Source organism: Bacillus cereus group sp. MYBK95-2 (assembly GCF_051915225.1).
Lineage (GTDB): Bacteria > Bacillota > Bacilli > Bacillales > Bacillaceae_G > Bacillus_A > Bacillus_A cereus.
This window is the reverse complement of sequence record NZ_JBQAEH010000024.1, coordinates 1-14,843: the sequence shown is the minus strand read 5'-3', so window position 1 is coordinate 14,843 and position 14,843 is coordinate 1. Positions and strand designations below refer to the sequence as shown.

Sequence of the window (14,843 nt, the reverse complement as noted above, 5' to 3'; positions counted from 1 at the left end):
AGCGTTCATCCTGAGCCAGGATCAAACTCTCCAATAAAGTTAGTTTGTCTAGCATCTAAAATAAAAATTGACGTTTCACGTTGTTTGTTTCGTTTAGTTTTCAAAGTTCAATATCGCGTTTCAGCGACTTTTATAATTTAACATTTTGCGTTAAATCTGTCAACAACTTTTTTCTTTCGTTCCTGACGACGCTTATTAATTTACCATATTAATCATTTAATAGTCAACACTTTTTAAAAAAATGCCAAAATAATTTTATCTTGGCATGATATAAAGCTTAATAATCACTAATGCTGCCACACCCGGTAGACCTAATAAACTCGTTATTGCTGCTGTACCCATGTTAATTGGGATATGAAAATCAAAATATGTCCCTACAACATTTACGATAAAAAGCAATGCTATTCCTAAAGTAACATGAAAAATCACCTTACCTATAAAACGTAATGGCTTAGAGGCAACACCAAAAACAAGAAAAATAAATACTAAAGTAAGAATACCAACAATAATAATTGTAGAATTCATTTTTTCCTCCTTATGAATGACCTATACATCTATTTGTATGGGACAAGACAATAAAAAAGAACAGTTATCATATGCAGCATCTCTTTCATATACACTAAATAAAACAATACCTCAGCACTTAAAAAACAAAATAAAAAGGCCTGCTTAGAAAGCAGAACCTTTTACCATTGTTCCATTTTTACAGGACGACGCTTTGCTTCTTTCAACAAAAAGAAATATTTCGCCTCTGCTATTTTCAAAGAACAAATGACATCTTGAGACGGTTCTACACTTTGTTCGACCATTCTCTTCTGACGTAACCACTCATTCTTCACTTTTTCCAAAAGTACAATTAACTTATCGTCATACTCTTTACGCAATTTACCCTTTTTTTGAAAGAACATTTTTGTTTCTCCTCTTATACTTCTCTGCGCCCTTCTAACGCTTTGGATAATGTCACTTCATCTGCATATTCTAAATCTCCACCAACTGGCAGACCATGTGCAATACGAGTTACTTTAATGCCTGTAGGTTTTAAGAGGCGGGAGATATACATCGCTGTAGCTTCCCCTTCAATATTAGGGTTTGTTGCTAATATCACTTCTTGTACCGTTTCATCATGTAGTCGCTTTAAGAGTTGCGGGATATTAATGTCTTCCGGTCCAATTCCCTCCATAGGAGAAATCGCACCACGTAACACATGATATACACCTTGATACTCTTTCATTTTTTCCATCGCGATTACATCTTTCGGTTCTTGCACGACACAAACAACTGATTGATCTCGATGTGAATCATTACAAATATAACAAGGATCACGATCAGTAATATGTCCGCATACAGAACAGTACGCTAAATCTCGCTTCGCATTTACAAGTGCTTTCGCGAAACCTAACACATCATCTTCTTTCATATCTAATACGAAAAATGCCAATCGAACCGCTGTTTTCGGTCCGATACCTGGCAACTTCATAAAACTATCGATTAGTTTTGATATTGGTTCTGGATAATGCATGTATCAATATCCTCCTAGAACATTCCACCTGGTAAGTTTAAGCCTTTTGTAAATTTACCCATTGTAGAGTTTGAAAGCTCATCAGCCTTTTTAAGTGCATCATTTGTTGCAGCTAATACTAAGTCTTGTAACATTTCGATATCTTCTGGATCTACAACTTCCTCTTTAATCTTCACTTCAAGAATTTGCTTGTGACCATTTGCAATAACTGTAATCATTCCGCCGCCAGCTGTACCTTCAACTGTTTTTTCACCAAGCTCTTCTTGTGCTTTCGCCATGTCCTTTTGCATCTTTTGCATTTGTTTCATCATGTTATTCATATTTCCCATTCCGCCACGCATCATAATTAATTCCTCCTAATTATTATTACTCTTTTATTTCAATGAGTTCTTGCCCTACTAACTTCACTGCCTCTTCTATAAGAGGGTCTTCCTTTTTCTCCGGGCTTTCTTCAGACTCTCCACCTTCACGTTGTAAAAAGTCTTCACGGATTTTACCCCATTCACTTTTTGGAATGGCAATCATATTTAACCTTTTACTTAGCAATTCAAATAAAGCTTGTTCTACTGTATCCATAGCTTCTCGATTTTCGCTCGCCATCTTACAGTGAATCTCATATTGAAATGCTAAAACGTAAGTGTCATCTGAAGCTGCCACTGGTTCACTATTTTCAAGTAAAACGGCAAACGCTACTTTGTTATATGATTTGAGTCTTCCTAACAACTCACCCCATACAGCTTTTAATTGTTCTAAATCTTGACGCTTCGCTTGTTTTAATACTTCATTTACACGTCCGACAGGAATTTTCATACTTCCTGTTCGTACCGGTTTTGGTGTTGCACGTGTCTCTCTTACTTCCTGTTGTACACCTGCTGGCACACCGTTCTTTTTGACTTGCTCTAACTCTTTCTCCAGTTGCTGCATCCTGTTCATAATTGCTTGCAAACGATCTGTACCATTTGCTTGCATCATAAACTGTTGACACAATTGCACCATAACAACTTCTAAGAAAATACGCGGATGATTTGTCCACTTCATTTCCTGTTGTCCCTTACTAAGGGTATGAATAATCTCATAGATCACTTCCGGTTGCATTTCTTCACTCAACTTACGGAATTGATCATCTACAATTACTCGTTCCAACATATGTTCTAGTTGTGGTGAAGTTTGATATAAAAGCATATCACGATAATAGTAAATGAAATCCTCCATAAAACGAACTGGATCCTTCCCTTTACTCATCATTTCATCTATGATTTGCAATGCTCTTGATACATCATTTTCACGTATGCACTCTACTAAATTGCCTAAGTATTGCTGAGAAACAGATCCTGTTACGGCCAATACATCTTCTGTCGTAACAATCTCATCACTATAAGATATAGCCTGATCAATAAGACTAAGCGCATCACGCATACCACCTTCGGCAGCACGCGCAACAATTTGTAATGCTTCACCTTCCACTTGCGTACCTTCATTTGTCACGACCGTTGATAATCTCTCAACAATATCATTCACTGATATTTTTCGGAATTCAAAGCGCTGACAACGTGAAATGATTGTAGGTGGGATCTTATGAGGTTCTGTTGTCGCCAAAATAAAGATAACATGTCCTGGCGGCTCTTCTAAGGTTTTTAAAAGCGCATTGAATGCACCCATAGAAAGCATGTGAACTTCATCAATAATGTATACTTTATATTCTACAGCACTTGGAGCGTATTTTACTTTATCTCTAATATCTCGAATTTCATCTACACCGTTATTTGAAGCCGCATCAATTTCTAATACATCTGAAATGGATCCTTGTGTGATTCCTAAACAAGAAGGACATTCATTACAAGGTTCAGCTACCGGAGCATGTTCACAGTTAATTGCTTTTGCAAATACTTTTGCAATTGTCGTTTTTCCTGTTCCCCTCGGGCCAGAAAATAAATAAGCATGTGAAACTTTCTCTTGAAGAAGGGCATTTTGCAACGTTTTTGTCACGTGCTTTTGACCGACTACATCTTCGAACTTTTGCGGTCTCCATGTTCGGTATAACGCTTGGTATGACACGAAAATACGGCCTCCCTCAAAGGTTATTATCTCATTTATTATAACCCATTCTGTTTATAGATTCCAAAAGTTATTTTCTATACAAAAAACTCACCTTTGTATTAAGGTGAGTTTTGTATACATATATAACTGCCGTGCACCCTCCGTCGATTACGTACCATAAGCGTTACTCAAGCAGTTAGCTCGGTTCAGGCACTCCTGCGGCACACGAGAAGACCCGCTTATTGCTGCTTCCTTCCGGACCTGACAAGGTTCACGGGGTCCCGTTGCGCAGGACCCAAACGTCAACACCACTTACTTAAGGCAGACCTTACAGCAACATAACCTCGAGAGGGGATTCGGCCTCGCTAGAGCGGATTGCGAGTATAGGGCACCGCTACCTCCCCGCTTAGCACGGCAAAGTTAAAACCAATATTCGGTTGCCTTCATTAAAGGCATTATCAGTATAACTTGTTTCTTTAGAAAATGCAAATACGTTAGTTCCCAGTATTCTTCTCTAATTTTTTTATTGCTTTTCTTTTTTTACGAAGCTCTCTAAAAAAGTTTGTTAACAACGCACCGCATTCTTCCTCTAGTACACCAGATACTACTTCACATTGATGATTGAAGCGTTCATCCGTTAAAAGATTCATCAATGTCCCTGCACATCCGCCCTTCGGATCACTTGCACCATATACAACTCGCTTCACTCGTGATAAAACAATTCCACCCGCACACATTGGACAAGGTTCTAATGTTACATACAATGTTGCATCTTCTAAACGCCATGTCCCTAATTTTTTACATGCATCATCTATCGCTAGCAACTCAGCATGAGCTATTGATCTTTGCTCAGTTTCCCTTAAATTATGGGCAACACTAATTACCTCACCATCTAACACTATAACTGCTCCAATTGGTACTTCCTGTATTTCCTCTGCCTTTTTAGCTTCTTCTATCGCTAATTGCATAAAATAAATATCTTGATCTTGTTCCATAACATAGTCCTTTCATTACAAATAAAGTACACTTATTTCCATTTACTACACAGGGGATAACTTTTACAAATTCAATCCACCCTAAAAGAAAAAAGAGAGGGGATTACATATGAAAAATACCGCCTTGCTCATTATCGATATGATTAATGACTTTCAATTTTCCCACGGACCCATTCTAGCTAAAAAATGCGAAACTATAACAAACCCTATTTTACAATTAAAGAAAAAAATGAAATCCTTCGGCTATCCTATAATTTACGTTAATGACCATTATCAACTTTGGAGATCTGATATCGACCAACTTATTACTCATTGCACAAATGAATATAGCGAAAATATAATCCATAAGATTGCTCCAAGTTTTGATGAGTACATTTTTATTAAACCACATTATTCCGCTTTTTATGAAACACCTTTAAATTCATTACTAGGTTATTTAAAAATAGAAAATCTAATATTAACAGGGGTTGCCGGAAATATATGTATCCTATTTACAGCTAATGATGCTCATATGAGAAATTATAAATTGTATGTACCACAGGATTGTATCGCCTCTAACAACGACCAAGATAATATACATGCTTTAAAAATAATGGAAACTACATTGAAAGCAAATATAACATCATCAACCAAAATAAAATTTAATTAATACATATATCTATTTTCTAACTTTTTATATCAAATTAACCCGCTCGCTTCCCTCTTGTGCTACAATAATTCTGTTTTGTGTTTTTAGTAGTCACGGTAAATCACTGATTGAAAGGAGGAAACAGCGTGACCGGAGTACCATTTATCACGGTTGAAGGACCAATTGGTGTTGGAAAAACTTCACTTGCGAAGGAAATTTCAACTCACATGCAACTCCACTTACTAAAAGAGATTGTTGATGAAAATCCCTTTTTAGGAAAGTTCTATGAAGACATCGACGAATGGAGTTTTCAAACAGAGATGTTCTTTCTTTGTAATAGATACAAACAATTAGAAGACATTAACATAAAGTACTTGAATCAAAGGAAACCAGTAGTAGCGGATTACCATATCTTTAAAAATTTAATTTTTGCATCCCGCACATTAAAAGACTCTCAATATGACAAATACATGCAAATTTATCGTATCCTTACACAAGATATGCCTGTGCCAAATGTCATTGTTTATTTAACAGCTAGCCTAGAGACATTGCAAAAACGAATCGCCATGCGCGGAAGAGAATTTGAAAAAAACATGGATCCAAATTACTTACTACAGCTCACAAAAGATTATGAAACAGCAATGGATGCTTTTAAAAAAGATCATCCGGAAATACCAGTATTGAAATTTAATGGCGACGATATGGATTTTGTAAAAAATCCTGATGATTTAAACGTTATCCTATCTGCCCTTCAAAATACTCTCTTAAAGGAGTCGAAATAATAATGAATTTAAGGCAAAAATATGATATACCCAATGACGCAGTAATCACTATCGCCGGAACAGTAGGTGTGGGTAAATCAACTATGACAACTGCATTAGCTAATGCTTTAGGTTATCGCACATCATTTGAAAAAGTAGATTCCAATCCATATTTGGACAAGTTCTATGCGGACTTCACTCGCTGGAGCTTCCACCTACAAGTGTACTTTTTAGCAGAACGATTTAAAGAACAAAAAAGAATTTTTGAATATGGTGGCGGTTTTGTTCAAGATCGTTCCATTTACGAAGACACTGGAATTTTCGCAAAGATGCATCATGAAAAAGGAACAATGACGGAAACTGATTATGAAACATACAAAGGTTTATTTGACGCTATGGTCATGACTCCTTACTTCCCTCATCCAGACTTATTAATTTACTTAGAAGGTTCTTTCGATGATATTGTCGATCGTATTCAAGAACGCGGGCGCCCAATGGAACAGCAAACACCAATTGAGTACTGGAAAGAAATGCATGGACGTTATGAAAACTGGATTAACAACTTTAATTCATGCCCTGTATTACGCTTAAATATTAATGAGTACGATATTTTAAAAGATGGTGATTCAATCGAACCAATCATAAAAAAAATTGGCCATTTTTTAAAACAAACACGTAAACTTGTAAAATAAAAAACCCGTGCATATGCACGGGTTTTCCTATTAAATTACTTCTTCTTTGTTGGAGCAATAATTTCACTCTCAGGTTTTCCTGCGTTAATGCGCTGACGAACAGTACTTGTACTAATATCGTATGCTTCAGCAATCTCTTTAACAGTCATTTCTTTCCCGTTAATTACTGCCGTTAATACTTTACCTGTACGTTTTGGAGCTGCTTCTTTCTTTACAGCTGCTTTTTTAACTTGTTTTGGCGCCTCTACTTTACTCGTAGCTGGTTTTACATCACAAGTACAACCACAAAGTTTACGGAATGTATCATCACTAATAATGCGTGATACGTTTGCACCACTGTTTAAAATTCTATTGTTCTTACAGACAGGACATTGTACATAATATAAAGTTTTTCCATCTAAAGGAAACGTTTGTATAATAAGATCCATGTTGACTCCTTTCATATCTATGAAGATAATCATCGGAATATGAGTGTGTAATAAGGACAAAATTACCTTACACCATACTTTATGATTGGTTTTAAAATAAAAACTCGTTACGTGTTGGTAACGAGTTCTCCAATCTCCACTTATATGCGCTGTTGTCAATTATATCTGGAGGAGGTAGAGGGATTCGAACCCCCGCGCGACTCTCGCCGCCTGTCGGTTTTCAAGACCGATCCCTTCAGCCAGACTTGGGTATACCTCCATATTGACATCAAATATAATATCAAAAGAAAAACAGTTAGTCAACCCTACTAAAATAAATTATGAGGAAAGGAAAATTTCACTTTCCCCTTCCTACATTACAGTACTGACAACGCTCATAATTACCAATCACTCATACCGATGAATGTTTAAATTTACTTAATAACTGTTTTTCCTCCCATATAAGGGCGAAGAACTTCTGGAATTATAATTGTACCATCTTCTTGTTGGTAGTTCTCTAAAATAGCTGCAACCGTACGTCCAATTGCAAGACCAGATCCATTTAATGTATGAACATGTTCTGGTTTTCCATTTGGTTCACGGCGGAAACGGATATTTGCACGTCTCGCTTGGAAAGCTTCAAAATTACTACAAGAAGAAATTTCACGATATGTGCCATAGCTTGGAATCCATACTTCAATATCGTATTTCTTCGCTGCTGTAAATCCTAAATCGCCTGTGCACATGCTCATAACGCGATATGGCAACTCTAATAATTGTAACACGCGTTCTGCATCATTTGTTAACTTTTCTAACTCTTCATAAGAATCTTCTGGTTTTACGAACTTCACAAGCTCTACTTTATTGAACTGATGCTGGCGAATTAAACCACGTGTATCACGCCCAGCTGAACCTGCTTCAGAACGGAAGCAAGAGCTAAATGCAGCATATCTTATAGGCAATTGCTCTTTATTTAAAATCTCATCACGATGCATATTCGTTACAGGTACTTCAGCTGTTGGAATTAAGAAGTAATCTTCACTTTCAATACGGAATGCATCTTCTTCAAACTTTGGAAGTTGTCCTGTTCCTGTCATACTTGCACGGTTTACCATATATGGAGGTAATACTTCTTCATATCCATGCTCATCAGTATGAAGATCAAGCATAAAGCTAATTAAAGCACGCTCTAATCTTGCACCAGCACCTTTGTAAAATACGAAGCGGCTTCCTGTTACTTTCCCAGCGCGTTCAAAATCTAAAATTCCTAAATCAGTAGCAAGATCCCAATGTGGTTTTGGCTCATAAGTAAATTCTTTCACTTCTCCCCAAGTACGTGCTACTACATTATCATCCTCTGTTTCACCAACTGGAGCAGATTCATGAGGGATATTTGGAATAGATAACATTAATCTTTCTAAGTCTTCTTCAACTGTACGAAGTTCGTTATCAAGATCCTTTACTTTTTCTCCAACTTCACGCATTTCTAAAATTAGAGCTTCTGCATCTTTCTTTTCGCGCTTTAATACAGAAATTTGTTGAGATACTTCGTTACGTTTACTTTTTAATTCTTCTGTCTGAACAAGTAGTTCTCTTCTTCTCGTATCAAGTTCTTCAAAACGTCCGAAATCAGTTAAATCTTCGCCTCTATGCTGTAATTTCGCTTTTACTTCTTCAAAGTTTGTACGTAAAAATTTAATATCAAGCATTATATACTCCTCCTTTTATTTTATAAAACACAAAAAACTCCCGTCCCTATATAAAGGGACGGGAGTTAACCCGCGTTGCCACCCTAGTTGAAAGCATTACCGCTTTCCTCTCAAGTAGAAATAACGGCTCTTCACCGGGAATGCTTACTAATCCAAAAGATATTCCACATTCCATTCCAGGATGGATTCACAAACTGTTTCTATCGATTTCCACCAACCATCGACTCTCTATAAGAAACGACATTTGTTACTATTTCCTATCAACACGCTTATTTTATAAAATTGTTACCATCAATTTACTATAATCTTATACAAGTTGCAAGTTACTTATACAACTTTTTTCATTTTCGCTTCTTTTACCATTTCAACAAAGTATGCTGTCACACGATGATCATCTGTTAATTCCGGATGGAATGAAGCAGCTAAAAACTGATCTTGTCTTACCGCTACCATTCGGTCACCATGCTTAGAAAGCACTTCAACATTATCAGCTACTTCTACAACATACGGCGCACGGATAAATACACCAACGAAGTCTTCACCCACGCCTTCAATTGAAAGCGCAGCCTCAAAACTATCCTTTTGGCGTCCGAACGCATTGCGCTCAACTGTAATATCCATAGCACCAATATGTGCTTCTTCATAGCCAATAAGTGTTTTCGCAAGAAGAATCATCCCTGCACATGTACCAAACATTGGTTTACCAGACTTTGCAAATGTACGAAGTGGTTCCATGAAAGCATACTTATCAATAAGACGGCGCATTGTTGTACTTTCACCGCCCGGTAAAATAAGACCATCAATCTCTTCAAGTTGCTCTATACGCTTTACAACAACAGCTTCTGCACCACTTGCTTCAACTGATTTTACATGCTCACGAACTGCACCTTGAAGACCTAGTACACCGATTTTCACCATTTTAAAGTTCTCCTTTAATTACCATCCACGCTCTTGCATGCGTTGTTCTGGTAATAACGTTGAAATTTCGACACCCTTCATTGCATTACCTAATCCTTTAGAAAGGCTTGCAATTAGTTCGTAATCTTCATAATGAGTCGTTGCTTCAACGATTGCACGTGCAAATTTCTCTGGGTTTTCTGATTTGAAGATACCAGATCCAACAAATACCCCATCAGCACCAAGTTGCATCATTAATGCTGCATCTGCTGGTGTTGCTACACCACCTGCCGCAAAGTTTACAACTGGTAAGCGACCAAGACGTTTAATTTCAAGTAATACTTCGTAAGGAGCGCCAGTATTTTTTGCATATGTCATTAACTCATCTTCACGTAGACTCGCAACTTGACGGATTTCTGCATTGACTTGGCGCATATGACGCACTGCCTCTACAATGTTTCCTGTTCCTGGTTCACCTTTTGTACGAAGCATAGATGCACCTTCTGCAATACGACGTGCAGCTTCTCCGATATCACGGCAACCACATACAAATGGAACTGTGTAATCACGTTTATTTAAATGGTATACTTCATCAGCAGGAGTTAATACTTCACTCTCATCGATATAGTCTACCCCTAATGATTCTAATACACGTGCTTCTACAAGGTGACCGATACGGCATTTTGCCATAACCGGAATTGACACCGCACCCATAACTTCTTCAACAATTGTTGGGTCTGCCATACGAGAAACGCCACCTGCTGCACGAATATCTGCTGGTACACGCTCTAATGCCATAACGGCAACTGCACCTGCCTCTTCTGCAATTTTTGCTTGTTCAGCGTTAACTACGTCCATAATAACGCCGCCTTTTTGCATTTCTGCCATTCCACGTTTTACACGTTCTGTCCCTGTTACATTTGTCATGTACAAAAACCCCCCTAGGTGAATTGCTTTCCCCCGTTAAAGGCGAAAATTAAGAATACTCTTACATTCTACCACTAACTATCAGATGCTTGTCTACTACTTTTTCATAAAGTCGGTATGAAAAATAGGAATAAAAAAAAGCTCCTATCGTGAGGAGCTTTTAAAACCAACCTTTTACTGTATCAACAGCACTATTCCACATACCACTAAAGAATGAACCAATTCCGCGCATAGCACGAGTAAACCAGTTTGCTTCTTCTACTTCAGATGTCGTTACAAGATCCACTTGCAGTGACTTACCAGTTAAAAATCCAGGGTCGTTTGTATCTTTTGGCGTAATTACCATTTGACCAAGCGCAGCTCCCTTTTTAATAGGTGCTTCTTGTCCCTTACTTGATTCTTTTAATTCTGTTTTATAAACATCTTTACTTCCTTTTGGCACTGGAAGTGAAATAGCTTGTTTCGTTTGAACTGCTACATCTTTATCTTTCGCATTTTCTACTCGTACTGTTTCTTGTCCTTTTACTGAAGAACCTTTTTTATACATTTGTTTCACTTCAAAGTTAGCAAATCCATAATCATATAGCTTCTTTGTTTCATCAAAACGTGCTGTATGAGAACTTGTTTTAATAACTACAGAAATAAAACGCATTCCGTTTCTTTCAACCGTACCAGTGAAGCAATCTCCTGCTTCTGGAGTTGAGCCTGTTTTTAGGCCATCTACGCCATCATATTCTTTAACTAAGCCCTTTAACATCCAGTTCCAGTTCGACATTCCAAACTTCTCTTTTTCTGGACGGAATTCTTTTTTAGGGATTTTTGCTGTATCTAACACTTTTGGATAATCTTTAATTAAATGTTGTGCTAAAGTTGCAACATCCTTTGCAGACATTTTATTTTCTTCATCCGCTGTTGTTCCTTCAGGATGCATTCCCTTTAAATCTTTATTCGTTAAACCTGTAGAATTGACAAATTTATAATTTTTTAACCCTAGTTCTTTCGATTTGTCATTCATCATTTTTACGAAGTCTACTTCTTTACCTGCAATTGCTTCTGCTAATGCAATTGTTGCACCATTTGCAGAAAAGATTGCCATTGCTTCGTATAACTCTTTTACTGTATAAGAGCCACCATTTTCTAATGCAACATTTGATAATGAAGCATCTTGTGAAACCTTATATGCATATTCAGAAACCTTAATTTTCTGGTCCCACTTAAGTTTTCCTTTATCCACTGCTTCGTGAACTAAATATTCACTCATCATCTTTGTCATACTAGCAATGGATAATAATTCATCTGCATTCTTTTGATATAAAATTTTCCCAGAATTCGCTTCTACTAAAATTGCCGCACCTGCTTCAATGTTTAAAGCGGCTCCTGTTTCAGCTGATGCATTGCTATATGGCATAAAAATGCTACAAGCTAGTGTAAGCACTGTTACCAAAGCAATGAATCTTTTGCAAAACATACCTTTCACTTTTGCTACCCCCAATATCTATGTACTCACATAACCGTTATTCTAACATAATCAAAAAAAAATAGACAGAGATATCAAATCTCTGTCTATTTGTATATAAGACATTATAATGAGTAGTTTGGAGCCTCTTTTGTAATTTGTACGTGATGAGGATGACTTTCACGTAAGCCAGCACCTGACATACGAATGAATTGTGCATTTTCGCGTAAGAATTCTAAATCCTGTGCTCCGCAATATCCCATACCTGCACGTAAGCCACCAACTAATTGGTGAACTGTATCTGCTAAAGGTCCTTTATATGGCACTCGTCCTTCAATACCTTCTGGGACAAGCTTTTTATTACCTTCTTGGAAGTAACGATCTTTACTTCCTTTTTCCATCGCACCGACAGAACCCATACCACGATACACTTTAAATTGACGACCTTGGTAAATTTCAGTTTCTCCAGGGCTTTCTGCAACACCTGCAAACATGCTACCTAGCATAACAACATGTGCTCCTGCCGCTAAAGCTTTCACCATATCACCAGAGTACTTAATACCACCATCAGCAATAACTGGAATACCGTGTTTACGAGCTTCTGTTGCACAATCATAAACTGCAGTTAATTGTGGTACACCAACACCGGCTACAACGCGTGTTGTACAAATAGAACCTGGTCCAATACCAACTTTAACTACGTTTGCACCAGCTTCAATTAATGCTTTCGTTGCTTCAGCAGTAGCAACATTTCCAGCGATAATATTTAGTGATGGGTATTTAGCACGAACTTCTTTTACCTTATCAATGACACCTTTAGAATGTCCATGTGCTGTATCAAGTACAATTGCATCTACACTAGCTTTTACTAATGCATCGATGCGAAGCATAGCATCCGCTGTTACACCAACTGCTGCTCCAACTAATAAGCGTCCTTGCTTATCCTTAGCAGAGTTTGGGAATTCAATTACTTTTTCAATATCTTTTATTGTAATAAGCCCTTGTAATACACCGTTATTATCAACAAGAGGGAGTTTTTCAATTTTATACTTTTGTAGGATCTTTTCAGCTTCTTCCAGTGTAGTACCAACTGGAGCTGTAATTAATTGTTCTTTTGTCATTACGTCAGAAATTTTGATTGAGTAGTCTTGGATGAAGCGCATATCACGGTTTGTAATAATACCAACTAATTTTCGCTCATCTAAATTATTTACAACCGGTACACCTGAGATACGATATTTTCCCATAAGATGTTCTGCATCATATACTTGATGTTCTGGAGTTAAGAAGAAAGGATCTGAAATAACGCCGCTTTCAGAGCGCTTTACTTTATCAACTTGCTCTGCTTGTTGCTCAATAGACATATTCTTATGAATAATTCCTAAACCACCTTGGCGAGCCATTGCAATAGCCATGTCAGCTTCTGTTACTGTATCCATTCCTGCACTAATTAACGGGATGTTTAGCTGTAAGCTTTCAGATAAAACTGTTTTAACACTTACTTCTCTTGGTAATATATCTGACCTAGCTGGTACAAGTAATACATCATCAAAAGTCAAACCTTCTTTAACAAATTTAGATTCCCACATAATTGTTCCCCCTATGATACCAGAAATTATTATTAGTAGCTTATCAATTGGTTAAAATACTGTCAAGGACGTATATATATGTTAGAATTTTTAGACAATAAAAGGAGCGTAATATATGCATCAAACATCTTGTACTTGGCAGCAGTTAAGTTTCTTTTTTTCATCTCAAAACGTACAACGTTATCTTGCCCGTTGTTATGAAAAATCCTCTATTCAGGATGCAGAAAAAAAAAGTTTTGAAAATTGTTATCCCTTTATTTATTACTTAGAACACGGGAAAAATTATTATGAATTATATAAGACAGCTCCATTTTCCATTCAACCAATGTTGTTATTTTATGGAATTAGTCAACTGTTTAAAGCATGCCTACTAACTATTGACCCTAACTATCCTGAATCCACTACTGTTTTAGCTCATGGCGTTACAACTCGCAAACGAAAAAAACAAGGGTATCAATTTTTAGAAGATGAGGTGAAGGTACAAAAAAACGGATTGTTTACTCATGTTGCAGAACAACTGTTTCACATGAAACACTTAGAAGCAGAAAAATTTAACATGTTAGAACTAATGGGAAATATTCCAGAATTACAAAATTTATTTCGTTATAGTCAAAAAGGATCAACTTTATATAAAATTGATTCAACAATTAAAAATGAGCTCTCCTTTTCAGTCAACCTACTAGATCGATTACATATGACTAAAGAGAGATTTTCTCGTTACATTGAAACAACTTGTAAGCATTTATCAATACAACACGTACCTGAGAAGACTAATGAATCGAATTTACTTTTTACAGCGCCTATTCAATCATGGAATCCTATGTACAGTACTCCTTTATACTATGAACATCTTACTAATACTTATTATTTGCCACTTACGACTGACCCTAGAAATCCTAAGCCAATATTACCTGAACTCCTCATTCATTATTTATTGCTCTATAATTTAAGCATGATTTCTAGATATGAAACAGATTGGTGGTATGACTTACTTGGAAGTTATGGTTCTGAAGATTATCCATTTATTTATCAATTTCTAAGTATTTCTGCTCAAAAAATCCCTTACTATATTTCAAATTTTTTATTAATGGAACCAAATCTATTTCATGGGAAATAAAAAAACACAAGTCAAATGACTTGTGTTTTTAGTTGCTTGGCGACGTCCTACTCTCACAGGGACAAGGTCCCAACTACCATCGGCGCTAGAGAGCTTAACTTCCGTGTTC

General features: G+C 36.8%; 16 protein-coding genes, 1 tRNA gene, 1 other RNA gene and 1 other annotated feature. Of the genes, 4 read left to right on the top strand and 14 right to left on the bottom strand.

The genetic code is table 11. The annotated features are described in order from the left end of the window. Window positions 1-255 precede the first annotated feature (255 nt). The 7 genes from ACTFN4_RS30165 to tadA form a co-directional block, all read right to left on the bottom strand. Window positions 256-525, bottom strand: coding sequence for a pro-sigmaK processing inhibitor BofA family protein (locus ACTFN4_RS30165; protein WP_001089273.1), 270 nt, complete (start codon window positions 523-525; stop codon window positions 256-258). A 161-nt stretch (window positions 526-686) separates the two neighbouring features. Beyond that, the gene (locus tag ACTFN4_RS30160) at window positions 687-908 is read right to left on the bottom strand and encodes a YaaL family protein (protein WP_000466019.1); all 222 of its coding nucleotides are present in this window, start codon (window positions 906-908) and stop codon (window positions 687-689) included. A 14-nt stretch (window positions 909-922) separates the two neighbouring features. Continuing rightward, window positions 923-1,519 (bottom strand): recombination protein RecR, encoded by a 597-nt coding sequence (recR, locus tag ACTFN4_RS30155; protein ID WP_000559169.1) that lies wholly within the window; start codon window positions 1,517-1,519, stop codon window positions 923-925. A 14-nt stretch (window positions 1,520-1,533) separates the two neighbouring features. Next, a complete protein-coding gene (locus ACTFN4_RS30150; RefSeq protein ID WP_014894853.1) occupies window positions 1,534-1,860 on the bottom strand; it encodes a YbaB/EbfC family nucleoid-associated protein in 327 nt (108 codons plus the stop codon). A 25-nt stretch (window positions 1,861-1,885) separates the two neighbouring features. Next, complete coding sequence (gene dnaX, locus ACTFN4_RS30145) at window positions 1,886-3,574, bottom strand: DNA polymerase III subunit gamma/tau (RefSeq protein ID WP_000121587.1); 1,689 nt, start codon at window positions 3,572-3,574, stop codon at window positions 1,886-1,888. A 132-nt stretch (window positions 3,575-3,706) separates the two neighbouring features. Continuing rightward, window positions 3,707-3,971, bottom strand: an RNA gene (gene ffs, locus ACTFN4_RS30140) — signal recognition particle sRNA large type. Window positions 3,972-4,050: 79 nt separating this feature from the next. Next, a complete protein-coding gene (gene tadA, locus ACTFN4_RS30135; RefSeq protein WP_000434327.1) occupies window positions 4,051-4,551 on the bottom strand; it encodes a tRNA adenosine(34) deaminase TadA in 501 nt (166 codons plus the stop codon). 109 nt (window positions 4,552-4,660) lie between these two features. On the opposite strand from tadA, the gene ACTFN4_RS30130 reads away from it, so the two are divergent. The 3 genes from ACTFN4_RS30130 to ACTFN4_RS30120 all read left to right on the top strand — a co-directional run bounded on the left by ACTFN4_RS30130 (window position 4,661) and on the right by ACTFN4_RS30120 (window position 6,632). After that, window positions 4,661-5,200 (top strand): isochorismatase family cysteine hydrolase, encoded by a 540-nt coding sequence (locus tag ACTFN4_RS30130; RefSeq protein ID WP_000798724.1) that lies wholly within the window; start codon window positions 4,661-4,663, stop codon window positions 5,198-5,200. Window positions 5,201-5,325: 125 nt separating this feature from the next. Next, a complete protein-coding gene (locus ACTFN4_RS30125) occupies window positions 5,326-5,961 on the top strand; it encodes a deoxynucleoside kinase (protein ID WP_000148218.1) in 636 nt (211 codons plus the stop codon). A gap of 2 nt (window positions 5,962-5,963) precedes the next feature. Beyond that, the gene (locus tag ACTFN4_RS30120) at window positions 5,964-6,632 is read left to right on the top strand and encodes a deoxynucleoside kinase (protein WP_001053585.1); all 669 of its coding nucleotides are present in this window, start codon (window positions 5,964-5,966) and stop codon (window positions 6,630-6,632) included. Between the two features lie 35 nt (window positions 6,633-6,667). On the opposite strand, the gene ACTFN4_RS30115 is transcribed toward ACTFN4_RS30120, so the two are convergent. The 7 genes from ACTFN4_RS30115 to guaB all read right to left on the bottom strand — a co-directional run bounded on the left by ACTFN4_RS30115 (window position 6,668) and on the right by guaB (window position 13,617). Continuing rightward, the gene (locus ACTFN4_RS30115) at window positions 6,668-7,060 is read right to left on the bottom strand and encodes a DUF3797 domain-containing protein (RefSeq protein WP_000364193.1); all 393 of its coding nucleotides are present in this window, start codon (window positions 7,058-7,060) and stop codon (window positions 6,668-6,670) included. A gap of 166 nt (window positions 7,061-7,226) precedes the next feature. Continuing rightward, window positions 7,227-7,319: transfer RNA gene (locus tag ACTFN4_RS30110), tRNA-Ser, on the bottom strand. Window positions 7,320-7,473: 154 nt separating this feature from the next. Continuing rightward, window positions 7,474-8,748, bottom strand: a complete 1,275-nt coding sequence (gene serS, locus ACTFN4_RS30105; protein WP_000884187.1) for a serine--tRNA ligase — start codon at window positions 8,746-8,748, stop codon at window positions 7,474-7,476. Between the two features lie 51 nt (window positions 8,749-8,799). After that, window positions 8,800-9,021, bottom strand: a binding site (T-box leader). A 54-nt stretch (window positions 9,022-9,075) separates the two neighbouring features. Beyond that, window positions 9,076-9,666: a pyridoxal 5'-phosphate synthase glutaminase subunit PdxT gene (gene pdxT, locus ACTFN4_RS30100; RefSeq protein WP_000238785.1), complete on the bottom strand. Its 591-nt coding sequence runs from the start codon at window positions 9,664-9,666 to the stop codon at window positions 9,076-9,078. A gap of 18 nt (window positions 9,667-9,684) precedes the next feature. Further along, window positions 9,685-10,572, bottom strand: a complete 888-nt coding sequence (gene pdxS, locus ACTFN4_RS30095) for a pyridoxal 5'-phosphate synthase lyase subunit PdxS (protein WP_000186165.1) — start codon at window positions 10,570-10,572, stop codon at window positions 9,685-9,687. A 160-nt stretch (window positions 10,573-10,732) separates the two neighbouring features. Continuing rightward, a complete protein-coding gene (gene dacA / locus ACTFN4_RS30090) occupies window positions 10,733-12,040 on the bottom strand; it encodes a D-alanyl-D-alanine carboxypeptidase DacA (protein ID WP_124749816.1) in 1,308 nt (435 codons plus the stop codon). 113 nt (window positions 12,041-12,153) lie between these two features. Next, a complete protein-coding gene (gene guaB / locus ACTFN4_RS30085) occupies window positions 12,154-13,617 on the bottom strand; it encodes an IMP dehydrogenase (RefSeq protein ID WP_000264088.1) in 1,464 nt (487 codons plus the stop codon). Between the two features lie 115 nt (window positions 13,618-13,732). Here guaB and ACTFN4_RS30080 point away from each other — a divergent pair, with 115 nt between their 5' ends. Next, window positions 13,733-14,734 (top strand): YaaC family protein, encoded by a 1,002-nt coding sequence (locus ACTFN4_RS30080; RefSeq protein WP_439963324.1) that lies wholly within the window; start codon window positions 13,733-13,735, stop codon window positions 14,732-14,734. The last annotated feature ends 109 nt before the right edge of the window (window positions 14,735-14,843 follow it).